We start from the raw sequence: 25,824 nt of genomic DNA on the forward strand, positions 1-25,824 counted from the left end.
TATTATTGGAGTTGTGAGCTGGGGTTGCTTCCCCTGGCACTTCAACTTTAATTCCCGAGCGTTGCTGTTACTTGTACACAGCGGTCAGAGTTGACTGAGAGCGTCATGTCACGCCGGTTGATTTGCCCTCTCAACGGGTTGAGAGGCGCGATGCCGTGAACGTGGTCTGTTCAACGTCCCAGTAGATGACGCGGCACACACACCTACTGTGCGTCGCCACTCACTGTGGAAAAAATCGATCAGGCCCTGTTAAAACGTCTGCCCCATGGAAAACTGGAAGACCTGCTTGTCGGCATTCTCAGGTGTGCGAATCGGATAAGCCAGGTTGACGCTCAATGGCCCCAGCGGGCTGTACCAGGTCACTCCCACCCCCACCGAACTGGCCATCTGGCTCAGGTCCACACCGCCGCAGCCTTGGGTAGTGCTCAGGTAGCACTTGTCCGAATACACCGAGCCCACATCCCAGAACAGCGACGTGCGCACGGATTTGTTGTCCTTGATGAACGGCACTGGGAACAAGTACTCCGCGCCGCCGGTAATCAGGATATTGCCGCCCAGCGCCTCCGTATCCCGGTCCGAATAGTAGGCCTGGCCGGCGCTGGCATAAGTCCCGGTCGCCGGGGTGCTGCGTGGGCCGAGCGTGCCGCTTTCAAAACCGCGCACCGTGCCTTCGCCACCGGCCGTATAGCTTTCATAGAAGGGTAAGCCGTCGGTGGAACCGTAGCCGTTGCCGTAACCGAGCTTGGTATGCAAGCGCAGGGTGGTGTTGTTGCTGACCGGCAGGAAGGTTTGTCCCGTGTAGTCGAGCTTGTAGAAACTCAGGTCGCTGCCGGGCACCGTCACCGTCAGGTTGAGGTTTTGCGAGTGCCCACGCGTTGCCAGCACGCCTTTGTTCAAGGTCGATTCCGACCAGCCCAGGTTGGCTTTGAAGTTGGTGAACTGTTTGCCTTCGCGCTCGATGAAGTCGTAGATCTCGTCGGCGCTGTAGGTGCCCGGTTCGATACTGTCGTGTTGGGCGGTCAGGCCGACACTCAGGCGCGACGTCTCATTGATCGGGTAGCCGAGGCTGGCCCCCAGGCCATAACTGTTGATGGCGTAATAGGACACGCCGTCATCGTAGTATTTGTTGTAGTCGGTCTTGTTGTAGAACGCGTTGTAACCCAGGCTCACGCCATCACGGGTGAAGTAGGGATCGGTGAAACCGATGTTGTACTTGCTCTGGTAGGACGACCGGGTCAGCCCCAGGCTGGCGGAGTTGCCTGTGCCGAGGAAGTTGTTCTGGGTAATCGACCCGCCGAGGATCAGCCCCGAACTCTGGGCGAAGCCGACGCTGGCCGTGATCGAGCCGGACGCTTGTTCTTCTACGGCGTAATTCACATCCAGCTGGTCATCCAGCCCGGTCACCGCTGGCGTCTCGACGTTCACTTCCTTGAAGTACCCCAGGCGCTCCAGGCGTACCTTGGACTGGTCGATCAGGTAGGTCGAGGCCCAGCCGCCCTCCATCTGGCGCATTTCGCGACGCAGCACCTGATCGTCGGTCTTGGTATTGCCCCGGAAGTTGATGCGGTTGACGTAAGCCCGCTTGCCAGGCTCGACGCTGAAGGTGATGTCGACCGTGTGGTCCGCTTCATGCACCTGCGGCGTGCCGTTGACGTTGGCGAACGTGTAACCGTCGTTGCCCAGGCGGCGGGTGATCAGGTCCGAAGTGGTGGTCATCAATTTGCGCGAAAACACTTGGCCCTTTTGCACCAGTAGCAACGCCTGGACTTGGTCCTGCGGGACTTTCAGCTCGCCACTCAACTTGACGTCGCGCACCGTGTATTTCTGGCCTTCCTGGATATTCACGGTGATGTACACGTGCTTTTTGTCCGGGGTCATGGAGACCTGCGTCGAGGTGATATCCATGTTGATGTAGCCGCGGTCCAGGTAAAAGGAGCGCAGGCGTTCAAGGTCGCCGGAGAGTTTCTCCCGCGCGTATTTATCGTCGTTCCGGAAAAAGGACAGCCAGTTGCTGGTCTTGAGCGTGAATGAGTCGAGCAAGGCGTCGTCGGCGAATACCGTATTGCCGACCACATTGATGTGCTGGATCGATGCCACTTCGCCTTCGTCGATCTTGATCTTCAGGCCCACGCGGTTGCGCGGTTGGGGCACGACCTCGGTGTCGACCGATGCCGAATAGCGACCCTGGGCCACGTACTGGCGCTGCAGTTCATTGCGTACGCCCTCCAGGGTGGCGCGCTGGAATATCTCGCCTTCGGCCAGGCCTGATTGCTTCATGCCTTTCATCAGGTCATCGGTGGCGATCGCCTTGTTGCCCTCGAACTCGATACTGGCAACCGAAGGGCGCTCGACTACATTGATAATCAGCACGTCGCCTTCGCGGCTCAACTGGATGTCCTGGAAGTAACCGGTCTTGAACAACGCCCGGGTGGAATCCACCAGGCGCCGGTCATCGGCTTCGTCGCCGACGTTCAGCGGCAATGCACCGAACACGCTGCCCGCCGAGACCCGTTGCAGGCCATTGATTCGAATATCCGAGATTTTGAAGCCTTGGGCGAGTGCCAGTGAGGCATTGAGCAGCAGCGCAACCGAGCAGAGCAGGCGCGAAAAATTCATCAAGATCTTTTCCAGAACACATCGACAAGCAGCGCCGGCGCGCTTGGTTCACTCGCCGACCGGTGAAGAGCCAGCATAAGAGTGCACGGCGTTTGGTGCGGTTAACTGAATGTCAAGTTAGGTAAAGGTTGGCCCGAATCCCGGCTGCAAGGCTGATAATGCGCGCCCACCCCTCGGACGAGCCCGTCATGATCTCCGTACTGTTAGTCGACGACGACCAGGAATTGACTGAAATGCTGCGCCAGTACCTGGAGTGCGAAGGGTTCGCGGCCACGGCCGTGCATACGGGCGAGGCGGGTGAGGCTGAGGCGCTGTCGGGTCGCTACAGCATCGTGGTGCTGGATGTGATGCTGCCCCAGCGTTCGGGCATCGAGGTACTGCGGCGTATCCGTGCCGTCAGCCAAGTCCCGGTGGTGTTGCTCACCGCCCGTGGCGACAACATCGACCGCATCACCGGCCTGGAACTCGGTGCTGATGACTACGTGCCCAAACCCAGCTCCCCAGGCGAGTTGGTGGCGCGCCTGCGAGCCATCATGCGCAGGGTGCAGGCGGTGGGCCAGCCAACCACCGAGGTGATCAAGACCGGCTCGCTGGTGTTATGGCCCGGCAAGCGCCAGGCCTTGTGGAACGGTGCGGAACTGGGCGTGACCAGCACCGAGTTCAGCCTGCTCGAAGAACTGGCCCGCAGCGCCGGCCAAGTGGTGAGCAAAAAGGATCTGTCGCTCAATGCCCTGGGTTGCCCGCTGACCCGCTATGACCGGCGTATCGACGTGCATATCAGCAGCATCCGGCAAAAGCTGGGGCCGCGCCCGGACGCCAAGGCCTGGATCCAGAGCGTGCGTGGCCTCGGCTACCTGTTGATTGCCGAATGACCAAGCCCAGCCTGCTGTTCTGGAAACTGTTCCTGGCGTTCTGGCTGGCAACCACCTTGACGTTCCTGGTGGGGGTCGGTGTGCTGGAACTGAGCCGCTTCCGCCCGGGAGACCCACATGTGGGCGCCATCCTCGCGAGTGAGCAAAAGCTGCTGGAGCAATTTGGTGTCGACGCCGCTGGCCAGTTCCTGGCGGTATGGGAGCGTCCGCCAGACGAGGTCATCGGCATCTATGACCGCACCGGCCAGTTACTGGCGGGGTCTGCGGTTGCGGCGCCGGCCTTTGAACGCGCGGTGACCAGCAAGGAAGGCCTGGCGCTTTCACTGCGCTCAAGCCACGCCCCCGGTGATGACGGCGGCAGGCCCTGGCAACAGGTCCCGCTGATCATCGGCACGTTGATGAGTGCGCTGTTCAGCGGGTACATGGCGTACTACCTGGCCTGGCCGTTGGCGCACCTGCGCCGGGCGATGAGCGATGTGGCCCAGGGGCGCTTCGAAACCCGGGTCAAGCCCTCCATGGGCAAGCGCCGCGATGAAATCGTCGACCTGGCCGAAGACTGCGACCGCATGGCCAACCAGTTGAAGGTGTTGGTGCAAGCCCAGCACCATCTGCTGCACGACATCTCCCATGAACTGCGCTCACCGTTGACGCGCATGCAAGCGGCCATCGGCCTGTTGCGCCAGGACGCCGCACGCCTGGAAATGCTCGAGCGCATCGAGCGCGAGTCCGAACGCATGGACACGCTGATCGAGGCGTTGCTGACCCTGGCCCGCCTGCAGGGCCGCCCTGAAAGCATCGAGCGCGAACCCGTGGATATCGTTGAATTGCTGACGATGATTGTCGACGATGCGCAATTCGAAGCGGGTATCAAGGACTGTCGCGTTCACTTGCAGGCTTGCCCGCCGTTTATCGCCTGTGTCAGCGGCGAGTTGCTGTACCGCTGTTTTGAAAACGTGATTCGCAACGCCGTACGCTATACCCGTCCGGGAACGACCGTGCAGGTGTCGGCGCAGGTCAATCGCGAAGCTAATCGCTTGAGCGTGCGTATCAGCGACCATGGGCCAGGGGTGGCGCCCGGCCGACTGCGCACGATCTTCCAGCCGTTCGAACGCGGTGTGGGCGATGCCACTGTCGGCTTTGGCCTGGGCCTGGCCATTGCCGCGAGGGCGGTGCAGATGCATGGCGGCCATATCGAGGCGCGCAACGAGTCAGGGGGCGGGCTGACCGTGGAGATCAACCTCCACAGCGCGCGATCTTTACACGACATTACACTGGCTTGACCGCCCTGTACGTCGCCCCTCATTAGACTGCTCGCCAGTGATCGAGCGGAGGTGGCAATGTTTCAGGTGCATAAAAAGGGCTTTGTGCCCGGCAGGAAGATGGTCGACGGCCTGGTCCCGTATGATTTTTTTTGCGAAGACAACCCAGCGATCAATCTCTTCGTGTTTACCGGTGCCGCCACCCCTGGCGCGGCGGTCGAGGAGCAGACGCTGTGGGGGTTTACGCGGCTTGAGCGGTTCGAGGCCATGACCTGTGCGCTGCTGGGCAACAAGCAGCACAGCGGCTGGTTCCAAAGCGTCAGCGTGCTGACCGGGCCCAACCAGAACGGCACGCAGAGCGTGAAATTCCAACGCGTGCTGAAAATCATCAAGCACGCAAGCAACACCCGCAAAGTCGACTACGAGATCCTCACCGACGAAGGTGACACCTACTTCACACGCCCCCCCGTCGCTGAAAGCAGTGCGCAAACCGTCATCTACTCGGCCGAACCGGGTTGAAAATGGCTGGTTTGCCTTGACTCCGGATCTGCGGGCCAAGGGCGGTGTTTCGATAGGTGCCCCGGCGTGGCCCGCCACCTGTTACGTGCGCCCACCCACGGGGCAGTTTCTGAGCTGTTTGGTAGCACACGCCTACGGCGTCATTGCGAGCCCGCTGTCGTCACTTCCGCGCTGTTCCATCTAAATCAATCACTTGGCCGATCTTTGCGTAATGTGGCACGTATTCTGCTTTTTTGTATTCATGGATAATTGGATACAAAAATTCAAAAGGTGCCGTCGATGCAATTTGCCCCCGCTTATGTTGAACGTCAGCCCCTCACGGCGGAGGAGGAGGCCTACAACTTCCTGTTGGATGCCATTTGTAGCGGCCGCTACCGCAAGGGTGATCGGCTGATCGCCGAAGACATCGCCGGTGAGATCGGCATGAGCCGCATGCCCGTGCGCGAAGCCTTCCGCCGCCTGGATGCCCAAGGCCTGGTGACCCTGCGGCCCAACCGTGGCGCCATTGTCAGCGGGCTGGATATTGACGAGCTGCACGAGGTGTTCGAGATGCGCAGCGCCCTTGAGGGCTTGGCGGTGCGCGTTGCGGTGGGGCGTATCGGCGAGCGCCAACTGGCGGCCCTCGAGCGCATGCTCGACGCGATGGACGACTACCGCGATGAAGGCGCCGCGTGGGTCAGCCGCCACCGCGCCTTCCACGAATACCTGTGTAGCCTCAGCGGCCGCCCGCGCCTGATGAAGCAGATTTGCGCGCTGTACTCGCTGGTCGAGGCCCCCATGCGCCTGTGGCTGCAACACGGCGAAAAACCCCTCAGTGCCCGCGAGGAGCACGCGGTGATCCTCGACGCGATTCGTGCCGGTGATGCCGCGCGCGCCGAAGCCGTGGTGCGTGAACACATCGAGGGTACGGTGCCGGCGCTGATCCAATTCCTGCAAAACGAACAATAAGAAAGCTGTCGTGTTTTGACGTTGATTCCTGCCCCCGTTATTCAACGAACTGGAGTGTCTGGTCATGCATAAACGCCGCGCCTTGCTGGTGGCTGTCTCCCTCGGCCTCTGTAGCCAATGGGCCTTCGCTGCGCCCCAGGTACCGGAGCGCCTGAAGAGTGTCGACAAACTCACCTACTGCTCGGGGATGGATTCACCGCCCCTGGTGTCCTTCGATGAAGCGCAGAAACCGCGGGGACTCACCGTCGACCTGGGCCTGGAGATCGCCAAGCGCCTGGGCGACAAACAGGTGCAGTGGCGGGTGATTCCGTTCTCCGGCCTGGTGCCGGCGTTGCTCGCCCAGCAGTGCGACATGATCGTCGACCAGCTGTTCGACAAGCCCGAGCGGCGCCAGGTGATCGACATCGTCAACTACATGTATTCCAGCCAGTCGGTGGTGGTACCCAAGGGCAATCCCAAGGGCATCAAGGCATTGGACGACCTGTCCGGGCACAAGGTCGCGGTACTCAACGGCTCCACCATCAAGACCTTGCTGGACACCCAGAACGACAGCCTGGCCAAGGCCGGCAAGCCGCCGATGAAACTGGTGGTGTACAACACCGACACCGACGCCTTCCAGGCCCTGCGCATCAGTCAGGTCGACGCCTACGGCACCACCGTGGAAACCGCCGGCTACTACGCGGCAATGGCCCCGGACCTGTTCCAGGAGGGCGTGTCGGCGTTCAGCCGAATCCTCACCGGGTTGGGCATACGCAAGGACGACCCGCAACTGACGGCCGCCGTGCAACAGGTGATCAGCGACATGCGCAGCGATGGCAGCTACGCGCAATTGCTGAACAAATGGCATGTCAGCAGCGACACACTCGACTGAGGCGCCACGCTGATGAACTTCAATTGGGATGTGTTCTGGCAATACCTGTTGCAGCCCAGCGGGGTGTACCTCACCGGGCTGTGGCTGACTTGCCTGATCAGTGTGCTGGCGATGCTGCTGGGCTGCGTGCTGGGGCTGGCGGCGGCGCTGTTGCGCCTGTCGAAGAACCCGTTGCTGCACCTGCCGGTGCGTTTTTATGTATGGCTGATGCGCGGCACACCGTTGTTGGTGCAGATCGTGTTCCTGTACACCGCGCTGGCGGCCGGCGGGATTTTCCGCTTCGAGGACATCGAACTGTTCGGCCTGATCGTCCCCGGCAATATCCAGGCGGCGATTATCGCCCTGGGCCTGAATGAAGGTGCCTACATGGCCGAGATCATCCGGGCCGGCATCGGCGCGGTGGACAAGGGCCAGTACGAAGCCGGCCGTTCCCTGGGCATGGGGTTCGCCAAGCTGATGCGGCGCATCGTGCTGCCCCAGGCGTTCCGGGTGATCGTGCCGCCGCTGGGCAACGAGTTCAACGTGATGCTCAAGAACACCACCCTGGTCAGCGTGATTGGGGTACAGGAGTTGCTGCTCAGTACCCAGATGATCACCTCGGCGACCTTCCGTGTGTTCGAGTTGTACCTGGTGGTCGCCCTCTACTTCCTGACGCTGACCACCTTGTGGGGCTTTTTCCAACGTTGGCTCGAAACGCGGTTCAGCCAGTCTGACCGGCCTTCTGCGCCACCACCGGCAGCCAGCCGCATGTTCGGGCGCAGCACCCTGAAACTGCTGAGGGGACGTTAACCATGGCGCACCAAAGTGAAGAACTGATCATCGAGGCGCTGGATATCCACAAATCGTTCGGCACGCTGCAGATCCTCAAGGGCATCTCCCTGCAAGTGCGGCGCGGTGAAGTGGTGGTGCTGATCGGCGCCTCGGGCTCGGGCAAGACCACCTTTATCCGCTGCATTAACTTGCTCGAAGACATCCAGGGCGGGCGCATCCGCGTCAACGGCCGTGCCATGGGCTATCGCGAGCGCAGCGACGGCAGCCTGGTGCGCGATTCGGAGCGCAACATCGCCCGCCAGCGCCGCGACATCGGCATGGTGTTCCAGCGTTTCAACCTGTTCCCGCACATGACCGCGTTGGAAAACATCATCGAAGCACCGATCCAGGTGCTCGGCACCCCCCGTGCCGAAGCGTTGGAGCAAGCCCGTGGACTGTTGGCGCGGGTCGGCCTGGCGGACAAGGCCAGTCATTACCCCTCGATGCTCTCCGGCGGCCAGCAGCAACGGGTGGCGATTGCCCGCGCCCTGGCGATGAAGCCCCAAGCCATGTTGTTCGACGAACCCACCAGCGCCCTCGACCCGGAAACCGTTGGCGAGGTCCTGCAAGTGATGAAGGAACTGGCCGAGGAGGGTATGACGATGGTGGTGGTGACCCACGAAATGGGGTTCGCCCGCGAAGTCGCTGACCGCGTGGTGGTGCTCGATCAGGGCGAACTGATCGAGCAAGGGCCGCCGGAACAGATCTTCAGCCACCCCAGCCACCCCCGTACCCGGGCGTTTCTCAGCCGCGTGTTATGAGCCCGCTAATAAACCCTTGTGTTGAAGAGCCTTTGCCATGTTGAAATTCTCCGCTCACGAGTACCCCTATCCCTCGCAACGCCAAAGTGTGTTTGCCCGGCGCGGCATGGTTGCCGCGTCCCAACCCCTGGCCGCCCAGGCCGGGATCGAAATCATGCAAAAGGGCGGCAACGCCATCGACGCCGCCATTGCCACGGCGGCTGCGCTGACGGTGGTGGAGCCCACCGGCTGCGGCCTCGGCGGCGACGCGTTTGCGCTGGTCTGGTGCAAGGGCCGGCTGCACGGTTTGAACGGCAACGGCCATGCGCCGACGGCCTTGAGTATCGACGCGGTCAAGGCCGCCGGGCATGACCAGATGCCGCTGTACGGCTGGACCCCCGTCACCGTGCCCGGCTGCCCCTCGGCCTGGGCCGAGCTGTCGCAACGCTTCGGTAAGTTGCCGTTTGCCGAGTTGTTGCAACCGGCCATCAGCCTGGCGCGCGACGGTTTCCCGTTGTCGCCGGTGGTTGCCCATCAATGGCAGATCTCCTTGAACGAATTCAGCCCCCATCGTGACGCGGTGCTGGAGGCCTGGTTCGACACCTTCTTGATTGATGGTCGCGCGCCACGGGCCGGGGAGATTTTCCGCAACCCGGCCCAGGCCCGCACCCTGGAAGAACTCGCCGCCACCCGCTGCGAAAGCCTGTATCGCGGCGCGCTGGCCGAGCGCCTCGACGCCCATTCCAAGGCGAGCGGCGGCTACCTGCGCGCCAGCGACCTCAAGGATTACCGCGCCCAATGGGTCGAGCCGATCCACATCAACTACCGAGGTGTGGACGTCTGGGAAATCCCGCCCAGCGGCCAGGGCCTGGTGGCGCTGATGGCGCTGAAAATCCTCGAAGGCTTCAGCTTCGATCACCGCGACAGCCAGCAAACCTGGCATCGCCAGTTGGAGGCGATGAAGCTCGCCTACAGCGACGGCCTGCACTACATCACCGACCCGTTGCACATGCGCGTGGCCGTCGCCGATTTGCTCAGCGATGACTACAGCACCCGTCGCCGTGCGCACATCGGCGAACAGGCCCTGCCACCCAAGCCCGGCGACCCTCACGCCAGCGGCACGGTGTACCTGGCCACGGCCGACGCCGAAGGCAATATGGTCTCGTTCATCCAGAGCAACTACCACGGTTTCGGCTCCGGCGTGGTGCTGCCCGACAGTGGCATCGCGCTGCAGAACCGGGGGCAGGAATTCAGCCTCGACCCGACCCACGCCAACTGCCTGGCGCCGGGCAAGAAAACCTTCCACACCATCATCCCCGGCTTCCTCACCCAGGACGGCCAGGCCCTCGGCCCGTTCGGCGTAATGGGCGGCTATATGCAGCCCCAGGGCCATGTGCAGATGGTGATGAACCTGGTGGACTTCGGCCTCAACCCGCAAGCGGCCCTCGACGCACCGCGCTGGCAATGGCTGGGCGACATGAAGGTCGGCATCGAACAGGGCGCCTCCCGCGACCTGGCCAATGCCCTGGTGCGGCGCGGGCACCAGGTGCAGATCGCCAGCGACCTCACCGACTACGGGCGCGGGCAGATCATCCTGCGCGACCCGGTCAGCGGGGTGCTGTGCGGCGGCACCGAGCCAAGGGCGGATTCGCATATTGCGGTATGGTAAGGCGCGTCAGTACACGCTAAGCAACACCCAGCCCGCCAGCGCTACCAGCGCGGTGTTCACGCAGGCCAGGGCGAAGCCGAAGCGCACCAACTGGCCTTCTTCCTCGGCGCTGGTCTTGGCCAGCCCGAGCACCAGCATCACGATCGACAGCGAACCCAGCGCGGCATGCCCGGCCGCGCTGTTTTGCACGGCCGCCAACAGCCCGCGTGACGACTCGGGCAGTAGCGCCACGGCCGGCATGAAGATCGCGTTGCCGCCGACGTTGGAGCCGGTCATGTAGCCCGACAACCCGCCGAGTAACGCCACCAACGGCGCTGCGGCGCTATCCGGCAGCCCAATCAGCACCTGGACAAGGCCGTCGAGAAAGCCGGCCTTGACCATCATCTGCGACATGGCCAGGAAGAATAAAATCGTCAGCAATGGCCGCCGTGCACGTGTGCCGAGCGTGCCGAGCAAGGCCCCGCCGCCCCGCCTGTGCACCCACACCAGCACGAGCAACAAAGCAATGCCGGGAGACGCCAGCGGTTTCCAGGCGACGTGCTGGCCGCGCACCACCCAGGCGTCTTCCAGGTGGGTGAGGGCATTGAGGCCCTTGAGCAGCACGATGCAAATGATCAGCGCCAGGTAGGGCCAGGCTTTTCGCGGCCAGGCCAGCGCCGTCGCGCCCTGGCGTCGATGCAACGCCAGCAGCAAGGTCGTAGCGGCCACGCTCAATCCCGCGCTCACGCCGGCCACTTCCGGGCCCAGCCAACGGCTCGACGCGTAGAGCACGCCCAGAAACAGCAGGCCCAATCCCACCAAGGCGCGGCTGATACCCACCCCACAACAGTACGACGCCAGGGCCGCCAGCACGATGAAGACCGGCGCACTTGTCAGCGCTGAGGTCGACGCCAGCGCGGCTGCATCCACATGTGCCAGTGACGCGCCGATCACCGTCGCCAGGCCCAGGGTGCCCCACGGCATGATCGCCATGCCGGTCAACGCCACGCGCAGCGCGATGCGGCGTTCGAACAGACTCAGCAACAACGGCACCGTGGCGATCAATGAAACGCCGAATCCAGTCATTGCCTCCAGTAACGGCGCCAGCCCCAGCACGATGAACACCACCAACTCGGCGCGCTTCAAGCCCAATGCCTGTACCCATTCGCTCAGCGCCTGGTTGACCCCCATGCGCTCGATCAGAATCACGAACGCCAGCCCCGGCACAATCACCAACGCGGTGCTGGCGAACAACACCGCCGTGTCCTTGAAGGCCGCCATCGCGGCACTCGGCAGCAACCCCTCGAACAGCCATAACACCGCCACCAGTGCGGCACCGGCAATCGCTGCCTGAACTGGTGGGCGACGCAACACCATCAGCATCGACATCACCAGCAACACCGGTGACAGGTGGATCAACAACGCCATGAGACACTCCCTTTCTGCATGCCAGAGGAGTTGCGATAGTATTGAGGTCCCGGTCGTCATTGGTCTCTGATTCGAGGCTGTTTTCGATAAAATTTCTCACCCTGACGAGCGCGCGCCCCCGATGGCCAAACCTGCTGCTTCCCTGCTGGACCTGGACGGTTTCGACTGGTCGATCCTGGCGCTTGTGCAACGTGACAATGGCTTGCCCCTGCGCGCCCTGGCCGAGAAGGTCAACCTCTCCACCGCCGCCGTGCAACGCCGTATCAAGCGCATGGAGGAGGGCGGAGTGATCAGCGCGAACGTGGCGGTGATCGATCCGGTCAAGGCCGGCAAACCGATCACCATCCTGGCCGAGGTCTCCGTCGAGCGCACCAGCATCGACGCGCTGACGGCAACCAAAGCCAGTTTCTCCGTGCCCCAGGTGCAGCAGTGCTACTACGTCACCGGCGAGGTGGATTTCGTGCTGGTGCTCAATGTCGCCAGCATGCAGGAGTACCAGGCACTCGCCGCGCGTTTGTTTGCCGAGAACCCCAACGTGAAGTGGTTCAAGACGCTGGTGGCGTTGGATCGGGTCAAGGTGGGATTGGAAGTACCGATCAGTTGAAGTTTTTTTGAAAAAGTTTGGCGGCAGCTGTCCCTTTTTTTCACTTCGCCTGTCATTCCAGGTAAGTGAACATTATCGAGAGCTTCCTCCAATGCCCGCAGTCCGACCCTTGCGCTTGCGCCCGTTGCTGAAACTGAGCCTGATGCTGAGCCTCAGTGCCAGCCCGTTATTCGCCGCCGTCAGCTACGCCGAAGACACCGCCAGCCGCCGCAGCTACCAAGTGCCTGCCGGCAGCCTGAGTGCGGCACTGACGCGTTTTGCCGGGTTGTCGGGGGTTAACCTGTCGGTGGACCCGGCCCTGGTCAGCGGTCGCAGCAGCAGCGGTTTGTCCGGCGAGTTCGGCGTGGAGGAGGGCTTTGCCCGCTTGCTGCAAGGCTCAGGGCTGCAACTGCAAGCCATGGGTGAGCAGGCCTACATGCTGGTACCGGCACCGGATGGCAGCAGCCTGGAACTGGCGCCGACCTCGATTCTCGGCACCACCGGCCTGTACGACGGCGACACCTACGCCGGTGGCCAGGTGGCGCGGCGTGGCTCACAGGGCCTGCTGGGCACGCGGGATTTCATGGAAACCCCGTTCAGCATGACCACCTACACCCAGGACGCGGTGAAGAACCAGCAAGCGCGCACCCTTGGCGACCTGATCGCCAGCGACCCGTCGGTACGCGCCACCAACCCGGCGGGCGGGCGCTATGAGCAGTTCACCATTCGCGGCTTCAGCCTGTTCAACAGTGATGTGGCTTACAACGGGCTCTATGGCGTGTTGCCGACCTACACCATCGATATGGAAATGGCCGACCGTGTCGACATCTTCAAAGGCCCCACCCAACTGATCAATGGCATCTCGCCGCGCGGCAGCGTGGGCGGCGGGATCAACGTGGTGCCCAAGCGCGCCACCGACAAAGACATCAACTCGTTTACCGGCAACTGGGCCTCTGATAGTCAGGCGGGCGGTGCGGTGGATATAGGGCGGCGCTTTGGCGAAGACAACAAGTTCGGCATCCGCTTCAACGGCGTTAAACAGTCCGGCGACACCGAATGGGATCACCAGAGCGTCGACCGTGAAATGGCCGTGCTGGGCCTGGATTTTCGTGGCGAGCGCCTGCGCCTTTCCACCGATATCGGCCACACCGAGCGTGACACCGATGCCCCGCAGGAGCGTGTGCAGGTCGCGGCCGCGGCGCCGGTCCCCAGTGCCAACGATGTGCGCCGCAACTATGCGCAGTCCTGGAGCAAGGCCAGCACCAACGACACCTTCGGCACCGTCAACGCTGAGTACGACCTCAGCGATAACGTGATGCTCTACGGCGGTGTGGGCGCGCGCAAAAGTAACCACGACTTCCTGCGCCATGCGGTGTCGGTGACCAACGCGGCCGGTGATTTCGTGGTGTCGCCACGGGATTTCACCCGCGATGAAAACGTGCGCACCTACACCGCCGGCGTGCGTAACTGGTTCCAGACCGGGTCGGTGAGTCATGAGGTCAACCTGGCCGCCAGCTACTTCTATATGGACTTTGAAAACGGCGGCGCACGCTATGCGAACGGGCGCAGCAATCTCTATAACCCGGTGCAAACGCTGACGCCCTCCACGGCAACGCGCCAGGATGCGAAGGTCTACACCGAAAACAAATTCAGCGGCGTAGCACTGTCCGACACCCTGGGCTTCTTCGACGACCGCCTGTTGCTGACCCTCGGCGCGCGCTGGCAGCGAGTCAAGGTGGATGACTGGAACAATGGGGTCAAAGGCCTCACCGGCTACGATGAAGAGAAAGTTTCGCCGTCCGGCGGCTTGCTGTTCAAGGCCACCGACAAGCTGTCGTTGTATGCCAACTACATGGAAGGCCTGAGCCAGGGCAAGGTCGCGCCGTCGACGTCGAATAATGACGATGAAATCTTCCCGCCATTTGTCAGCCGCCAGGTGGAAGTGGGTGCCAAATACGACGCCGGTGCCTTCGCCGTCACCGCTGCGATGTTCCGTATCAAGCAGCCTGCCTATGAAACCAATAGCACCACGAACCTGTTCGGCCCCAACGGCAAGCGCCAGAACACCGGGGCGGAGCTGAGTGTGTTCGGCGAACCGCTCAAGGGCGTGCGCCTGCTCGGCGGCGTGATGTACATCGACAGCGAACTGCAGAAAACCACCAACGGTACCTATGACGGCAACCGTGCACCGGCGACGCCCAAGTACAACGTCAACCTGGGCGCCGAGTGGGACGTACCGACCTTGGAAGGGCTGACCCTGACCAGCCGTGGCCTCTACTCCAGCTCGCAGTACCTGGATCAGTCCAACGACAAGGAAATCGACGCCTGGAACCGTATCGACGTAGGCGCGCGCTATGCGTTCAAGGTGGACGACAAACACATCACCCTGCGGGCGAACGTGGAGAACGTCGCCGATAAACGCTACTGGAGTTCGGCCGGCGCCTCGGATGACAGCGAGCCGGGGTTGACCTTGTCGACGCCGCGTACCTACCTGCTCTCGGCCACCGTCGACTTCTAGCATGAGGGTTGCTGCGCGGACTGGCTTCTGTGGTCAAGGTGGTTGCTGGGGTGAGCAGGCTTGTTGAGGTGAGCAGGCTGTTGTGGTGAGCAGGGTTGCTGGGGTGAGCAAGCTTGTTGAGGTGAGCAGGGTTGCTGGGGTGAGCAAGCTGTTGTGGTGAGCGGGCTTGCCCCGCGCTGGGCTGCGCAGCAGCCCCAACAAGAACACCACTTCGTGTCAGGTAGAACGCGGCGCCAGGTTTTGGGGCGGCTTCGCCACCCAGCGCGGGGCAAGCCCGCTCACCACAACAAGCCCGCTCACCACAACAGCCCAGTCACCACAACAAGCCCGTTCACCACGCAGGCCACTCACCCCAACAACCCCGCGTCCACAGGGTAGAGCGGGTATAAATGAGAATGTTTTTTGATCACGCCGCGCTGATATGGAATAGTACCCGCCGTTTTCCCCAGCCTGTCTAGCCGGGGTGTTTTAACGCCGAGGTTCTTGTCATGCGATTGCTGCGCTCCATCCCCACCCTTGCCGCCTGCGTCCTGGCGTTCTCTTCAAGCCTGCTGAGCGCCGCCCCCATCGACCTCAACGACGGCCAGCACGCCGTGCATCTGCCGGACGCACCCAAGCGCGTGGTGGTGTTGGAGTTCTCGTTTCTCGACAGCCTCGCCGCGGTTGACGTGACCCCCGTCGGCGCCGCCGACGATGGCGACGCCAACCGTGTGTTGCCCCGTGTGCGCCAGGCCATCGGCCAGTGGACGTCCGTGGGCCTGCGCTCGCAGCCGAGCATCGAGGAAATCGCGCGTCTCAAGCCGGACCTGATCGTCGCCGACCTCAACCGCCATCAGGCGCTGTACAACGACCTGTCGAGCATTGCACCGACCCTGTTGCTGCCGTCGCGTGGCGAGGATTATGAAGGCAGCCTCAAGTCCGCCGAGCTGATCGGCAAGGCCCTGGGCAAAAGCCCGCAGATGACCGCGCGCATCGCGCAAAACCGTGAAAACCTGAACAACATCGCCCAACAGATCCCCGCCGGCGCCAGCGTGCTGTTCGGTGTGGCGCGGGAAGACAGCTTCTCCGTACACGGCCCGGACTCCTACGCCGGCAGCGTGCTGCAAGCCATTGGCCTGAAAGTCCCGTCGGTACGTGCCAACGCCGCGCCCACCGAGTTCGTCAGCCTGGAGCAACTGCTTGCCCTCGACCCGGGCTGGTTGCTGGTCGGCCATTACCGTCGCCCGAGCATCGTTGACAGCTGGAGCAAGCAGCCGCTGTGGCAAGTGCTCGGCGCCGTGCGTAACCAGCATGTCGCCGAAGTGGATGGCGACAGCTGGGCGCGCAACCGTGGCGTACTGGCGTCGGAGCAGATCGCCGAAGACACGTTGGCGATCCTTAAAGGCGGCAAAGCCGTATTGAGCCAATAACCGTGCAACGCAGTTTCGCCGCCGTGGGCATCCTGCTGTTGGGCGCCGGGTTGTTCTGGTTTTCGCTGTACAGCTGGTCACCGTTCACGCTGACGTCGACGGATGCGTGGAATGGCCTGGTCCATCAAGGCAGCGTGGGCGGCAATATGGCCTACATCGTCGCCCAATTGCGCGTGCCCCGTGCGGTGTGCGCGGCGTTGGTCGGTGCCTGCCTGGGCTTGGCCGGCGCGTTGATGCAAGGCATTACGCGTAACCGCCTGGCTTCGCCGTCCCTGTTTGGCGTGACGGCGGGGGCGGCGTTGGGGTTGGCGTTGTTTTCCACCGGGTTGGTCGCGCTGCCCTTCGCCGGCGGTGCGTTGTTGATGACTTGCCTGGGCGGCGCGCTGGCCTGGGTCACGGTGTTCAGCCTGGGTGGCGCCTGGTCGCCGACCACCGCCCAGGGGCGTTTGGTATTGGCCGGCGTAGCCGTGGCGGCGCTGTGCGCGGCCTTGACCCGGCTTACGGTGATCCTGGTCGAAGCCCAGGCGCAAAGCGTGCTCAACTGGCTGGCCGGTTCCCTGGCGAATGTCGGCGCCGCGCAAGTGCAATTGCTCTGGCCGTGCACCTTGATCGGCGGCGTGTGGGCCCTCTGGTGTGCGCCGCGCCTGAACCTGATCAACCTCGGCGAAGACGCCGCACGCTCGCTGGGCGTGGGCATTGCCAGCCTGCGCCTGCAGGTGTTTGTTGCCAGTTTGCTGCTGGTGGGCGCGAGCGTCTGCGCGGTGGGGCCGATCGGCTTTGTCGGGCTGATCGCACCGAATATCCTTCGCCAGTTCCTCGGCAATGACTACCGCTGGCTGATCCCGCTGAGCGCGGCATTAGGCGCTGTGATTGTGCTGGGGGCCGACCTGCTCAGCCGCGCCGTGGCGTTTCCGGTGGAGACCCCGGCCGGTGTGGTCACCGCGCTGATCGGCGCACCGTTCTTCCTCTTTCTTGCCAGGCGCGCCCTATGATCCGCCCACGTTCGCGCCTCTGGCTGCTGCTCGGCCTATTGCTGCTGGCGACGTTGGTCAGCCTCAGCGCCGGCACCCAGTGGCTCGCGCCGGGCACCGTGGTGGAGCGCCTGCTGGCCCACGACGCGCTCGACTTCGAAGTGTGGAACCACCGCCTGCCGCGCAGCCTGATCGCGATCCTCGCCGGTGCGGCCTTCGGTCTGGCCGGGGCGATTGTGCAGGGCGTGATCCGCAACCCGCTGGCCTCGCCGGAAATCCTCGGTGTGACCCAGGGCGCCGGTTTGGCGCTGACCGTGGCGATCATCAGTTGGCCGCATTTGCCGATTGCCTGGCTGCCGCTGGTGGCCTGCCTGGGCGGTGCCGGTGGCGCGTTGCTGCTGGCGCTGTACAACACCGGGGTGAGTTTTTCCGGCGTGCGTTTTGCGCTGTCCGGGGTGGCGATTGCGGTGACGTTGTCCAGCGTCACCGAGTTTCTGATCCTGTCCCACCCGCTGGATATCAACACCGCTTTGCTCGCGTTGACCGGTAGCCTGTGGAGCCGCAATTGGCACCACGTGGCGCTGGTGCTGCCGTTCCTGGTGTTGATCCCTGTGGGCCTGTGCCTGGCCAAGCCGCTGAACCTGATTGCGCTGGGCGATGAAGCCGCCCACAGCCTCGGCACCGCACTGAGCCGCACACGCTGGCTGGCGATGGCCTGCGCGGTGCTGCTGACCAGCCTGGGCGTGGGCGTGATCGGGCCGATTGGCTTTATCGGCCTGGTCGCACCGCACATGGCGCGGCGCCTGGTAGGCGGGCATCACCAGTACCTGCTGCCGGCGGCGATGCTGATCGGTGCGCTGCTGCTGGTGCTGGCCGACACCCTGGGGCGTACGTTGATAGCGCCCAGCGAAATCCCCGCCGGGGTGCTCACGGCGGTGATTGGCGCGCCGTATTTTCTTTGGTTGCTGGCACGGTTCAAGGGCTGATGACATGAGTATTCTTCACGCGCAACAGCTTGATATCGGCTACGGTGCCACGCGCATCGTGCAGGGGTTGTCCTTCGCGCCGCCCGCCGGAAAGGTCACTGCATTGATCGGCCCCAATGGCTGCGGCAAATCCACCTTGCTCAAGGCGTTCGCGCGCATCCTCACGCCGACCCAGGGCGAATTGACCCTGGATGGCCAGGCCTACGCCGGCCTGTCCGCCCGCCAATTGGCGCGGCAGATCGCGTTTTTGCCCCAGGTATTGCCGGTGCCGGAAGGTGTCAGCGTGCGCCAACTGGTCGCGTATGGTCGCAGCCCGCACAACTCATTGTGGGGGCGCCTGAGCGGCAACGACCAATCCCATGTCACCCAGGCCATGCAACGCCTGGAACTGGATACCCTGGCCGACCGCGCCCTGGCAGATTTGTCCGGCGGCCAGCGCCAACGCGCCTGGCTGGCGATGGTGCTGGCGCAGAACGCGCCGGTGGTGTTGCTCGATGAACCTACCACTTACCTCGACATCAGCCACCAGGTCGAACTGCTCGACCTGATGGGCGAACTGGCGGCAGAAGGCAAGACCGTGATTACTGTGCTGCACGACATCAACCAGGCGTGCCGTTATGCCGACCACCTGGCGGTGATGCACGGCGGCAAGCTGGTGGCTGACGGTGCGCCGGGGGAGGTGATCAGCGCCGAATTGATGCGGCGGGTGTTTGAGGTGCAGGTGCAGATCATCAATGAGCCGGTGTCCGGCACGCCGATGTGCGTGGTTGAGAAAAGCACCCGCCATCACGCCTGACGCGATCAAAAAGTGTGGGAGGGGGCTTGCCCGCGAAGGCGGCCTGACAGCCGAGCTGGATGTTGGGTCTGACCGGGTACATATCCGTTATTTAGGTCACAGCCACTATGGGTTCCGCCCTTACGGCGGGTCACTTTTGGAAAGGCCCAAAAGTAACCAAAAGGCCTTCGCCCCAACACTCGGCACCTCGCCCAGGCTCGGTGTGCCCGTAATCCGCCAGGTATTTGGGGGGCCGCCGCCACGCGCCATCCATGGCGCGGGGCGGCTGAACCGGCATCCCTGCCGGTTTACCCCCCCCCAAATCCCTGTCGAATTCCGGCCAGCGTGTTTGACGGGGCGCCTAAGATCAAAAGTGAGATCAAGATCAAGAACGGCTCGCTTCGCATCGTGGTTAGGGGACTGGTTGATCCCCGCCATCGCCGGCAAGTCGGCGCCTACTGAGCAACGGCCTGCTTCACATCGATGGCCTTGGGTAACAACCGGTTCTGGTAGAACAGGTCCGCCGTCGCCTGCTGCGCCTGGATGATCTTGTCGTCAATCGGCAAAATCGGCGAAGGCGGGCGGTTGTCCATATAGCGCGCAACCACGGCGGCGGGCAGGCCCATGAAGTCGGTCAGGACTTTCAAGCTGTCTTCACGCTGGCTGCGAGTGAGCGCTTCGGCGGCGGTGAGTGCTCCGAGAAGGTCGTGGATGAACGCACCGTTGGCCTTCGCATATTCACGCCGCGCGGTATACACCGGCCCGGATAAACCGAGGCCTTCACCATTGGCCAGCACCTGGCTGGGGCTCTGGCTCAGGGCCAGGGACGAATAGGGTTCCCAGATGGCCCAGGCATCCACGCTGCCTTGTTCGAACGCCGCACGCGCATCGGCCGGCGGCAGGTACACCGGCTGGATGTCCGTGTAGCTCAGGCCGGCTTTGTTCAGGGCGCGCAGGATCAGGTTGTGGGAACTGGAGCCTTTCTGGAAGGCGACTTTCTTGCCCTTGAGGTCCGCCACCGAATGCAGCGGGCTGTCGTTACGCACCAGGATGGTTTCGGCGCTGGGCTTGGGCGGTTCGGCGCCGATGTAGACCAGGTCGGCCCCGGCAGCCTGGGCGAACAGGGGAGGGATGTCGCCGGTGGCGCCGACATCCAGCGCACCCACATTCAGCGCTTCGAGCATCTGTGGGCCGGCGGGGAATTCGATCCACTTCACTTGCGTCTGCGGGAAGCGCTTTTCCAGCAGGCCATGTTCCTTGGCGAGCACCAGGGCGATAGAGCCTTTCTGGTAGCCGATGCGCAGTGCGGCGGGGTCGGCCGCCAAGGCCGTTTGAGTGACGGCCAGCAGGGCCAGTAACAGGGCCGGAATCTTCATGCGTCGTCCTTTTTAAAGCGGTTTTCGGGGCGCGCCAAACCGAGGTTTTCACGCAAGGTGGAACCGGTGTATTCAGTCCGGAACAGGCCGCGCCGTTGCAGCTCGGGCACCACCCACTGGGCGACATCTTCCAGCCCGCCCGGCAGGTGCGGCACCAGGATATTGAAACCATCGGCCGCGCCATTTTCGAACCAGTTTTGCAGCGCATCGGCAATCTGTGCGGGCGTGCCGATCAGGCTGTAATGCCCGCGCCCACCGGCAATCCGCCGACCCAATTGTGCGAGCGTCAGTTGCTCACGGCTGGCCAAATCACTCAGCAGTTGCTGGCGGCTGCGTTGCCCGCTGTCGGTCAGCGGTAACGCGGGCAAGGGACCGTCCAGCGGGTAGCCCGACAAGTCAAAATTACCCAGCATGCGCCCCAGCAAAGCCACGCCGACTTCCGGCTCAACCAACGCCTGGAACGCCTCGAATTTCGCCTGGGCTTCAGCCTCGGTCTGACCGACCACCACAAACACCCCCGGCATGATTTTCAGCGAATCCGGTTCGCGCCCATACCGGCTCAGACGCGCCTTGAGATCGGCATAAAACGCCTGGGCACTCGCCAACGACGTCTGCGCGGTAAACACCACCTCGGCGGTTTGCGCCGCCAGTTCACGGCCGGTTTCCGACGAACCCGCCTGCACGATCACCGGCTGGCCCTGGGGCGAGCGTGCCACGTTCAGAGGGCCTTTGACGCGGAAGTGTTCGCCGACGTGATCCAGCACGTGCAGCTTCGCCGGGTCGTAGTAGGTGCCGCTGGCCTTGTCCCGCGTGAAGGCGTCGTCTTCCCAGCTGTCCCACAACCCCGTCACCACCTGATGAAATTCCCGCGCGCGGCTGTAGCGCTCGGCGTGGCCGAGGTGTTCATCGCGGCCGAAATTCTGCGCTTCGGCGGCGGCATCCGAGGTCACCAGGTTCCAGCCCGCGCGCCCGCCGGACAGGTGATCCAGCGAGGCGAACTTGCGTGCCACATGGTAGGGCTCGTTGTAAGTGGTGGTCGCCGTGGCAATCAGGCCGATGTGATCGGTCACTGCGCTGAGCGCCGACAGTAAGGTCAGCGGTTCGAAATGGTCCGAGCGCGCCATCTGGCTGGCGACCTCACCCGTAGGCGCGGCAATGCTGTCGGCCACGAACAGCGCATCGAACTTCGCTGCTTCGGCCACGCGTGCCAGGTGTTTGTACTGGGCGAAATCCAGCCCGGCATCTGCCGGCACGTCCGGGTGGCGCCAGGCGGCGACGTGGTGCCCGGTGGCCATGAGAAAGGCGCCGAGTTTCAGTTGACGGCTCATGCTTAGAAATCCTTGCGCAGTTGCACGCCGAAGTAACGCTCATCGTCACGGGGTACGGCGCGGTAGATATAATTGCCGCCGCTGGCCAGCAGCGGCGAGTAGGACTTGTCCGCGAGGTTCTTGGCCAGGAATGCGACGCGCCAGCCCCTGCTGTAGTCGGCCAGGGCCACGCTGGCGTTCCAGATGCCATAGGCACCTTGTTGGGTGTCGACATTCTGGCTGATGTCGTACTGCACTTCACTCTGCCAGCTGTAGTCGGTGCCCAGTTCGATGTCCAGGCCGTTATCCAGCGGGATCGTGTAGTCGGCGCGCACGTAGCTTTTCCAGTCCGGGCTGAAGGGCAGCGGCTTGCCATTCACGTTGCAGGTCGCGGCGGCACCCGCGGGGCAGGCGAATTCGTCGATGCGCGCACGGGTGTAGGCCAGGGCGCCGGAGAGCTTGAGTTGCTGGGTGGCCTGCAAGGCGTAATCCAGCTCGACGCCTTCGGTGCTGACGCTGCCGGCGTTGATCAAGCGGGTCACCACTTGGCCGGCGACGGTGTCGAAGAAGTTGGCCTGGTAGTTGTCGTAGTCGCTGTGGAACACCGCCAGGTTGGTGGTCAGGCGGTTGTTCCAGGCGTTGGCCTTGATCCCGGCTTCCCAGGTATTGGAGGTCTCCGGCTTGAGCGCGTCGGTGTCACGCGGCTGCATGTTGAAGAACACGTTGTAGGCCGGGCCTTTGTAGCCGCGTGAGTAGGTGAGGTAGCTGGTGACGCTGTCAGTCAGGTCGTACTGCACGCCGAGGCGTCCGGACCAGCCGTCTTCGTCCACCGAGCCGGAACTGGAGGTGGCCGGTTGAATCCCGCTGACCGTCGTGGCCGAGGTGGAGGCGCGGCGGTGAGCGTATTTCAGGTCATCGTGAGTGTAACGCAGGCCGGCGATACCCCGAAAACGCGAGGTGAAGTTCAGTGTGGTTTCGCCGAAGACCGCGTAGCTGTCGTTGGTGGTGCTGTAGTCGGCGATGCCACGGTCGGTGCGTGTCGTGGTGGTCAGTGTGCGCTGGTAGGTTTCTTCGTCCTTGCCGTGCATGTAGAACAGGCCTCCGACGTACTCCAGGAATTCGCCCTTGGGCGAGGCCAGGCGCAGTTCCTGGGAGTACTGGTTGAAGTCCAGTTCGCCCTTGTCGGCGGTGCCGGGGAAGGCAGCGGTCACGGTACCGAGGCGGTCGCCGTCCTGGTATTGGGTGTTGTCCCAGCCGCGCCAGGCGGTGATCGAGGTCAGGGTGTAGTCGCCGAGGTTCCAGTCCAGCTGGGCGGATACACCCTTGTTGCTGTCTTCCACATGGCTGCGGGTATCGGTGTTGATGTCGCGGTTGTCGCTGGATGCCCGCACCGGGCTCAGGGCGTTGCTGAACGCCGGGCTCAGGGACTTGCTGACCACGCCATTCGGCGCGTCGTCGTGGGACTGCATGTAGTCGGCGATCAGGGTCAGCTTCACGTCATCGTTGGGGGTGAACTCCAGCTTGCCGCGAATGCCTTTGTGGTTGTAGCCGTTGACCTCCTGGCCGTTGTGCGGGTTGTTCACGTTGCCGTCGTAGCTTCCAAACAACGTACTGATCGAGCCCTTGAGCACGTCAGGTACCAGGCTGCCGCCGATGCCGAAGCGGGTGCGGCTTTCATTGCCGCTGTAGTACGACTGATCGATATAGCCGTGGGTCTCGGCGGTGGGCGCCTTGCTGGTGATATTCAGCACACCGGCCGAGGCGTTCTTGCCGAACAACGTGCCTTGCGGGCCGCGCAGCACTTCGATGCGCTCCAGGTCCAGCAGGTCGAGGGTGGCCTGGCCGGGGCGGGCGTAGACCACGCCGTCGATCACCGTGGCCACCGTCGGCTCGACGCCGGGGGAAGTGGAAATGGTGCCCACGCCGCGCACGAAGAGCGAGGTGTCCTTGTTCGACGCGCCGGTGCGGAAGTTCAGCGACGGCACCTGCTGGGCGATGCTCGCCACGCCGTTGCGGTTGTCCCGCTCCAGTTGTTCGCCGTCGAGCACGGACACCGCTACCGGGACTTTCTGCAGGGATTCTTCGCGGCGGGTGGCGGTGACGGTTACCGATTTGAGCGTGGGTTCCTGCTCGTCAGCGGCAAAGGCGCCGGGCACGGGGAGGGCGGTCAAACCCGCGAGCAGTAACAAATGAGTGTGTTTTGTGACGTTGTGCATGCTGTGTTTGCTCGAAAAGAATGCCCGGGTCCGCTGCGGTTCTTGCGACCGTCAGCGCCTGTGAAAACTGTCGTGGGCATTCGCTTGAGCGAGTAGCAGACAGCGCGCGTTGTTAGCGCTAACATCGGCATTATTGGTAGCTCGGGTTTAGAGCGTCAAAGACTTAAAAATTATTCCTATATTCTTTTTGGTTGTTAGCAGGATTGTCCCGTGAGCGAAGATAAACCGCGCAAGCGCCGTGGCGCCGGGCGCGTCACCTTGAACACCGTGGCCCGCCAGGCCGGGGTGTCGGCGATCACCGTGTCGCGCTATTTCAACCAGCCGGAGCACGTCTCGTCCGAGCGTCGCGAGCGCATTGCCCAGGTGGTCGCCGAGCTGGGGTATGTGCCCAACCTGGTGGCCGGCGGCTTGGCCTCGGCGCGCGGGCGGATCGTGGCGATGGTGATCCCGAACATCTCGGGGCCGATCTTTGCCAATACTATCCAGGGGTTCAGCGACACCCTCAGTCGCCATGGCTATCAATTGCTGCTGGCGTCCAGTTACTTCAGCGCCGAACAGGAAGAAAGCGCGGTGCGCGCGTTCCTCGGCTGGTCGCCGGCAGCGCTGGTGCTGACCAGCCGCTTCCACAGCGCAGGCACTGAAAAGATGATCGCGGACGTGGATATCCCGGTGGTCGAAACCTGGGACTACGTGCCCGAACGCGCGCCGCTGCAGATCGGTTTTTCCCACTACGACGTCGGTGTCAGTGCCGCGCACTACCTGCACGGTAAGGGCTACCGACGCATTGCCTTCGTGCAGAACAGCGCGGCGGGCGACTTCAGTGCACTGGAGCGGCGTGACGGCTTCGCCGCGACCCTGACCGAACTGGGTGTACAACCCTGGGTCTTCGCCCCGGACGCCGACCGCGCCCCGTTCGAAGCAGGCAAGCAAGCGATGGAAACCCTGATGAGCCACGCCAACCCGCCCGATGCGATCTTCTTCGCCAATGACAACCTGGCCGCCGGTGGTTTGCTGGCCAGCCAGCGCGCCGGGTTGAAGATCCCGCAGGACTGCGCCGTGCTCGGGTTTGGTGATTATCCGTTTGCCGAAATGCTGCTGCCGAGCCTCAGCACCATCAAGCCGCCTGCGCTGGAGATGGGTGTGCTGGCCGCGACGCGGGTGCTGGAAAGCCTGGGCGTGCTGGCGGTGAGTGATGAGGTACAGCGCTTGAACTTGCTGGAGTGCCGCTTGATCGAACGGGAAAGCGCCTGAGCTTTATTTGCGGCTCGGGGGCAATTTGGATACGGTGAAAGCCTGCCCACAAGGATGTCCCTATGACCGAACCCGTCCCCAAGACCCGTCGCGCCCCAAAAGGTGAAAAGCGCCGTGAAGAGCTGCTGGACGCAGCCTTGCAGGTGTTTTCCCTGGAGGGCTACAGCGGCGCCTCGGTGGCAAAAGTGGCGGCCATCGTCGGTATTTCCGTTGCCGGTGTGCTGCACCACTTCCCCAGCAAAATTTCATTACTGATGGGCGTGCTGCAACGCCGCGATGAGGTCAATCAGCGGATTGCCGATGAAGTGCGCGCTGAAAAAACCCTGACCGGGTTGCTTGGCAGCCTGCGTGCGATCAACCGTTCGAACGCGACCGCGCCTGGGGTCGTGCGGGCGTTTACCATCTTGAATGCCGAAAGTCTGCTCGACACCCAGCCGGCCTGGGCGTGGTTCCAGGAACGTTACGCGGGCATCCAGCGGCGCTTGCAGGGGCAGTTTGCCGACCTGGTGGCGGCGGGGGAGGTGCGCAGCGATGTGGACATCGCCGGGCTGGTGGAAGAAATCCTGGCCATGATGGATGGCCTGCAGATCCAGTGGTTGCGCTTTCCCGCGCAAGTGGACCTGGTGGCGCGGTTCGACAGCTACATCGCACGGGTCGAAACGGCCATCAGAGTCCAAAAATAACGCGGCCCAAAATGTGGGAGGGAGCCAGCCGAATCGTC

General features: G+C 63.2%; 21 protein-coding genes. 16 read left to right on the forward strand and 5 right to left on the reverse strand.

What is annotated here, in order from left to right; genetic code table 11:
- Positions 1-249: 249 nt before the first annotated feature.
- On the reverse strand, positions 250-2,616 hold the full coding sequence (gene bamA / locus QCBJ_RS01920) for an outer membrane protein assembly factor BamA (RefSeq protein WP_015884895.1): 2,367 nt from the start codon (positions 2,614-2,616) through the stop codon (positions 250-252).
- 188 nt (positions 2,617-2,804) lie between these two features.
- On the opposite strand from bamA, the gene QCBJ_RS01925 reads away from it, so the two are divergent.
- The 8 genes from QCBJ_RS01925 to QCBJ_RS01960 all read left to right on the forward strand — a co-directional run bounded on the left by QCBJ_RS01925 (position 2,805) and on the right by QCBJ_RS01960 (position 10,304).
- Entirely contained in the window at positions 2,805-3,488 is a 684-nt protein-coding gene (locus QCBJ_RS01925) for a response regulator transcription factor (RefSeq protein ID WP_043205622.1), read from the forward strand.
- Positions 3,485-4,768 carry an ATP-binding protein gene (locus QCBJ_RS01930; protein WP_046035356.1) on the forward strand — a complete coding sequence of 428 codons (1,284 nt, stop codon included), beginning with the start codon at positions 3,485-3,487 and terminating at the stop codon, positions 4,766-4,768. The genes QCBJ_RS01925 and QCBJ_RS01930 overlap by 4 nt, the downstream gene beginning before the upstream one ends.
- Before the next feature lie 57 nt (positions 4,769-4,825).
- Positions 4,826-5,266: a hypothetical protein gene (locus tag QCBJ_RS01935; protein ID WP_043205621.1), complete on the forward strand. Its 441-nt coding sequence runs from the start codon at positions 4,826-4,828 to the stop codon at positions 5,264-5,266.
- A 279-nt stretch (positions 5,267-5,545) separates the two neighbouring features.
- Complete coding sequence (locus tag QCBJ_RS01940) at positions 5,546-6,214, forward strand: GntR family transcriptional regulator (protein ID WP_015884891.1); 669 nt, start codon at positions 5,546-5,548, stop codon at positions 6,212-6,214.
- Between the two features lie 64 nt (positions 6,215-6,278).
- Complete coding sequence (locus QCBJ_RS01945; RefSeq protein ID WP_102060012.1) at positions 6,279-7,085, forward strand: ABC transporter substrate-binding protein; 807 nt, start codon at positions 6,279-6,281, stop codon at positions 7,083-7,085.
- Between the two features lie 12 nt (positions 7,086-7,097).
- Positions 7,098-7,874, forward strand: a complete 777-nt coding sequence (locus QCBJ_RS01950) for an amino acid ABC transporter permease (protein ID WP_102060013.1) — start codon at positions 7,098-7,100, stop codon at positions 7,872-7,874.
- 2 nt (positions 7,875-7,876) lie between these two features.
- Positions 7,877-8,656, forward strand: a complete 780-nt coding sequence (locus tag QCBJ_RS01955) for an amino acid ABC transporter ATP-binding protein (RefSeq protein ID WP_015884888.1) — start codon at positions 7,877-7,879, stop codon at positions 8,654-8,656.
- Between the two features lie 37 nt (positions 8,657-8,693).
- The gene (locus tag QCBJ_RS01960) at positions 8,694-10,304 is read left to right on the forward strand and encodes a gamma-glutamyltransferase family protein (protein WP_102060014.1); all 1,611 of its coding nucleotides are present in this window, start codon (positions 8,694-8,696) and stop codon (positions 10,302-10,304) included.
- A 6-nt stretch (positions 10,305-10,310) separates the two neighbouring features.
- Here the strand turns inward: QCBJ_RS01960 and QCBJ_RS01965 are convergent, their stop codons facing one another.
- On the reverse strand, positions 10,311-11,711 hold the full coding sequence (locus QCBJ_RS01965; protein ID WP_102060015.1) for an L-lactate permease: 1,401 nt from the start codon (positions 11,709-11,711) through the stop codon (positions 10,311-10,313).
- Positions 11,712-11,832: 121 nt separating this feature from the next.
- On the opposite strand from QCBJ_RS01965, the gene QCBJ_RS01970 reads away from it, so the two are divergent.
- The 6 genes from QCBJ_RS01970 to fecE all read left to right on the forward strand — a co-directional run bounded on the left by QCBJ_RS01970 (position 11,833) and on the right by fecE (position 18,974).
- Positions 11,833-12,315 carry an Lrp/AsnC family transcriptional regulator gene (locus tag QCBJ_RS01970; RefSeq protein WP_102060016.1) on the forward strand — a complete coding sequence of 161 codons (483 nt, stop codon included), beginning with the start codon at positions 11,833-11,835 and terminating at the stop codon, positions 12,313-12,315.
- A gap of 91 nt (positions 12,316-12,406) precedes the next feature.
- The gene (locus QCBJ_RS01975) at positions 12,407-14,812 is read left to right on the forward strand and encodes a TonB-dependent receptor (protein WP_102060017.1); all 2,406 of its coding nucleotides are present in this window, start codon (positions 12,407-12,409) and stop codon (positions 14,810-14,812) included.
- Positions 14,813-15,300: 488 nt separating this feature from the next.
- Positions 15,301-16,221, forward strand: a complete 921-nt coding sequence (locus QCBJ_RS01980) for a Fe(3+) dicitrate ABC transporter substrate-binding protein FecB (protein WP_102060018.1) — start codon at positions 15,301-15,303, stop codon at positions 16,219-16,221.
- 2 nt (positions 16,222-16,223) lie between these two features.
- On the forward strand, positions 16,224-17,213 hold the full coding sequence (gene fecC, locus QCBJ_RS01985) for an iron-dicitrate ABC transporter permease FecC (protein ID WP_177410640.1): 990 nt from the start codon (positions 16,224-16,226) through the stop codon (positions 17,211-17,213).
- On the forward strand, positions 17,210-18,178 hold the full coding sequence (locus QCBJ_RS01990) for an iron chelate uptake ABC transporter family permease subunit (protein WP_015884881.1): 969 nt from the start codon (positions 17,210-17,212) through the stop codon (positions 18,176-18,178). The genes fecC and QCBJ_RS01990 overlap by 4 nt, the downstream gene beginning before the upstream one ends.
- Positions 18,179-18,182: 4 nt before the next feature.
- Complete coding sequence (gene fecE / locus QCBJ_RS01995) at positions 18,183-18,974, forward strand: Fe(3+) dicitrate ABC transporter ATP-binding protein FecE (RefSeq protein WP_046035362.1); 792 nt, start codon at positions 18,183-18,185, stop codon at positions 18,972-18,974.
- 434 nt (positions 18,975-19,408) lie between these two features.
- Here fecE and QCBJ_RS02000 read toward each other — a convergent pair whose 3' ends face one another.
- The 3 genes from QCBJ_RS02000 to QCBJ_RS02010 are packed head-to-tail and all read right to left on the reverse strand — an operon-like array spanning position 19,409 to position 23,852.
- Positions 19,409-20,329 (reverse strand): sulfonate ABC transporter substrate-binding protein, encoded by a 921-nt coding sequence (locus QCBJ_RS02000; protein ID WP_102060019.1) that lies wholly within the window; start codon positions 20,327-20,329, stop codon positions 19,409-19,411.
- Positions 20,326-21,657, reverse strand: coding sequence for an LLM class flavin-dependent oxidoreductase (locus tag QCBJ_RS02005; RefSeq protein WP_102060020.1), 1,332 nt, complete (start codon positions 21,655-21,657; stop codon positions 20,326-20,328). Before QCBJ_RS02005 ends, QCBJ_RS02000 begins: the two co-directional genes overlap by 4 nt.
- Positions 21,658-21,659: 2 nt before the next feature.
- Positions 21,660-23,852, reverse strand: coding sequence for a TonB-dependent receptor (locus QCBJ_RS02010; RefSeq protein WP_102060021.1), 2,193 nt, complete (start codon positions 23,850-23,852; stop codon positions 21,660-21,662).
- Positions 23,853-24,062: 210 nt separating this feature from the next.
- Between QCBJ_RS02010 and QCBJ_RS02015 the strand changes: the two genes are divergently transcribed.
- Both QCBJ_RS02015 and QCBJ_RS02020 read left to right on the forward strand, forming a co-directional pair.
- Positions 24,063-25,103 (forward strand): LacI family DNA-binding transcriptional regulator, encoded by a 1,041-nt coding sequence (locus QCBJ_RS02015; RefSeq protein WP_102060022.1) that lies wholly within the window; start codon positions 24,063-24,065, stop codon positions 25,101-25,103.
- A 62-nt stretch (positions 25,104-25,165) separates the two neighbouring features.
- The gene (locus QCBJ_RS02020; RefSeq protein ID WP_093541253.1) at positions 25,166-25,786 is read left to right on the forward strand and encodes a TetR/AcrR family transcriptional regulator; all 621 of its coding nucleotides are present in this window, start codon (positions 25,166-25,168) and stop codon (positions 25,784-25,786) included.
- Positions 25,787-25,824 lie beyond the last annotated feature (38 nt).

The organism is Pseudomonas sp. QC2 (genome assembly GCF_002859085.1).
Taxonomy (GTDB): domain Bacteria; phylum Pseudomonadota; class Gammaproteobacteria; order Pseudomonadales; family Pseudomonadaceae; genus Aquipseudomonas; species Aquipseudomonas petroselini.

Excerpts from the sequence above, each read along its gene's own strand:
- QCBJ_RS01930 (WP_046035356.1), top strand. The coding sequence starts at position 3,485 with ATGACCAAGCCCAGCCTGCTGTTCTGGAAACTGTTCCTGGCGTTCTGG.
- QCBJ_RS01975 (WP_102060017.1), top strand. The coding sequence starts at position 12,407 with ATGCCCGCAGTCCGACCCTTGCGCTTGCGCCCGTTGCTGAAACTGAGC.
- QCBJ_RS02005 (WP_102060020.1), bottom strand. The coding sequence starts at position 21,657 with ATGAGCCGTCAACTGAAACTCGGCGCCTTTCTCATGGCCACCGGGCAC.
- QCBJ_RS01940 (WP_015884891.1), top strand. The coding sequence starts at position 5,546 with ATGCAATTTGCCCCCGCTTATGTTGAACGTCAGCCCCTCACGGCGGAG.
- QCBJ_RS01960 (WP_102060014.1), top strand. The coding sequence starts at position 8,694 with ATGTTGAAATTCTCCGCTCACGAGTACCCCTATCCCTCGCAACGCCAA.
- QCBJ_RS01980 (WP_102060018.1), top strand. The coding sequence starts at position 15,301 with ATGCGATTGCTGCGCTCCATCCCCACCCTTGCCGCCTGCGTCCTGGCG.
- QCBJ_RS01925 (WP_043205622.1), top strand. The coding sequence starts at position 2,805 with ATGATCTCCGTACTGTTAGTCGACGACGACCAGGAATTGACTGAAATG.
- QCBJ_RS01990 (WP_015884881.1), top strand. The coding sequence starts at position 17,210 with ATGATCCGCCCACGTTCGCGCCTCTGGCTGCTGCTCGGCCTATTGCTG.
- QCBJ_RS01970 (WP_102060016.1), top strand. The coding sequence starts at position 11,833 with ATGGCCAAACCTGCTGCTTCCCTGCTGGACCTGGACGGTTTCGACTGG.
- QCBJ_RS02000 (WP_102060019.1), bottom strand. The coding sequence starts at position 20,329 with ATGAAGATTCCGGCCCTGTTACTGGCCCTGCTGGCCGTCACTCAAACG.
- QCBJ_RS01965 (WP_102060015.1), bottom strand. The coding sequence starts at position 11,711 with ATGGCGTTGTTGATCCACCTGTCACCGGTGTTGCTGGTGATGTCGATG.
- QCBJ_RS01955 (WP_015884888.1), top strand. The coding sequence starts at position 7,877 with ATGGCGCACCAAAGTGAAGAACTGATCATCGAGGCGCTGGATATCCAC.
- QCBJ_RS02010 (WP_102060021.1), bottom strand. The coding sequence starts at position 23,852 with ATGCACAACGTCACAAAACACACTCATTTGTTACTGCTCGCGGGTTTG.
- QCBJ_RS01950 (WP_102060013.1), top strand. The coding sequence starts at position 7,098 with ATGAACTTCAATTGGGATGTGTTCTGGCAATACCTGTTGCAGCCCAGC.
- QCBJ_RS01935 (WP_043205621.1), top strand. The coding sequence starts at position 4,826 with ATGTTTCAGGTGCATAAAAAGGGCTTTGTGCCCGGCAGGAAGATGGTC.
- QCBJ_RS01945 (WP_102060012.1), top strand. The coding sequence starts at position 6,279 with ATGCATAAACGCCGCGCCTTGCTGGTGGCTGTCTCCCTCGGCCTCTGT.
- QCBJ_RS02020 (WP_093541253.1), top strand. The coding sequence starts at position 25,166 with ATGACCGAACCCGTCCCCAAGACCCGTCGCGCCCCAAAAGGTGAAAAG.
- fecE (WP_046035362.1), top strand. The coding sequence starts at position 18,183 with ATGAGTATTCTTCACGCGCAACAGCTTGATATCGGCTACGGTGCCACG.
- bamA (WP_015884895.1), bottom strand. The coding sequence starts at position 2,616 with ATGAATTTTTCGCGCCTGCTCTGCTCGGTTGCGCTGCTGCTCAATGCC.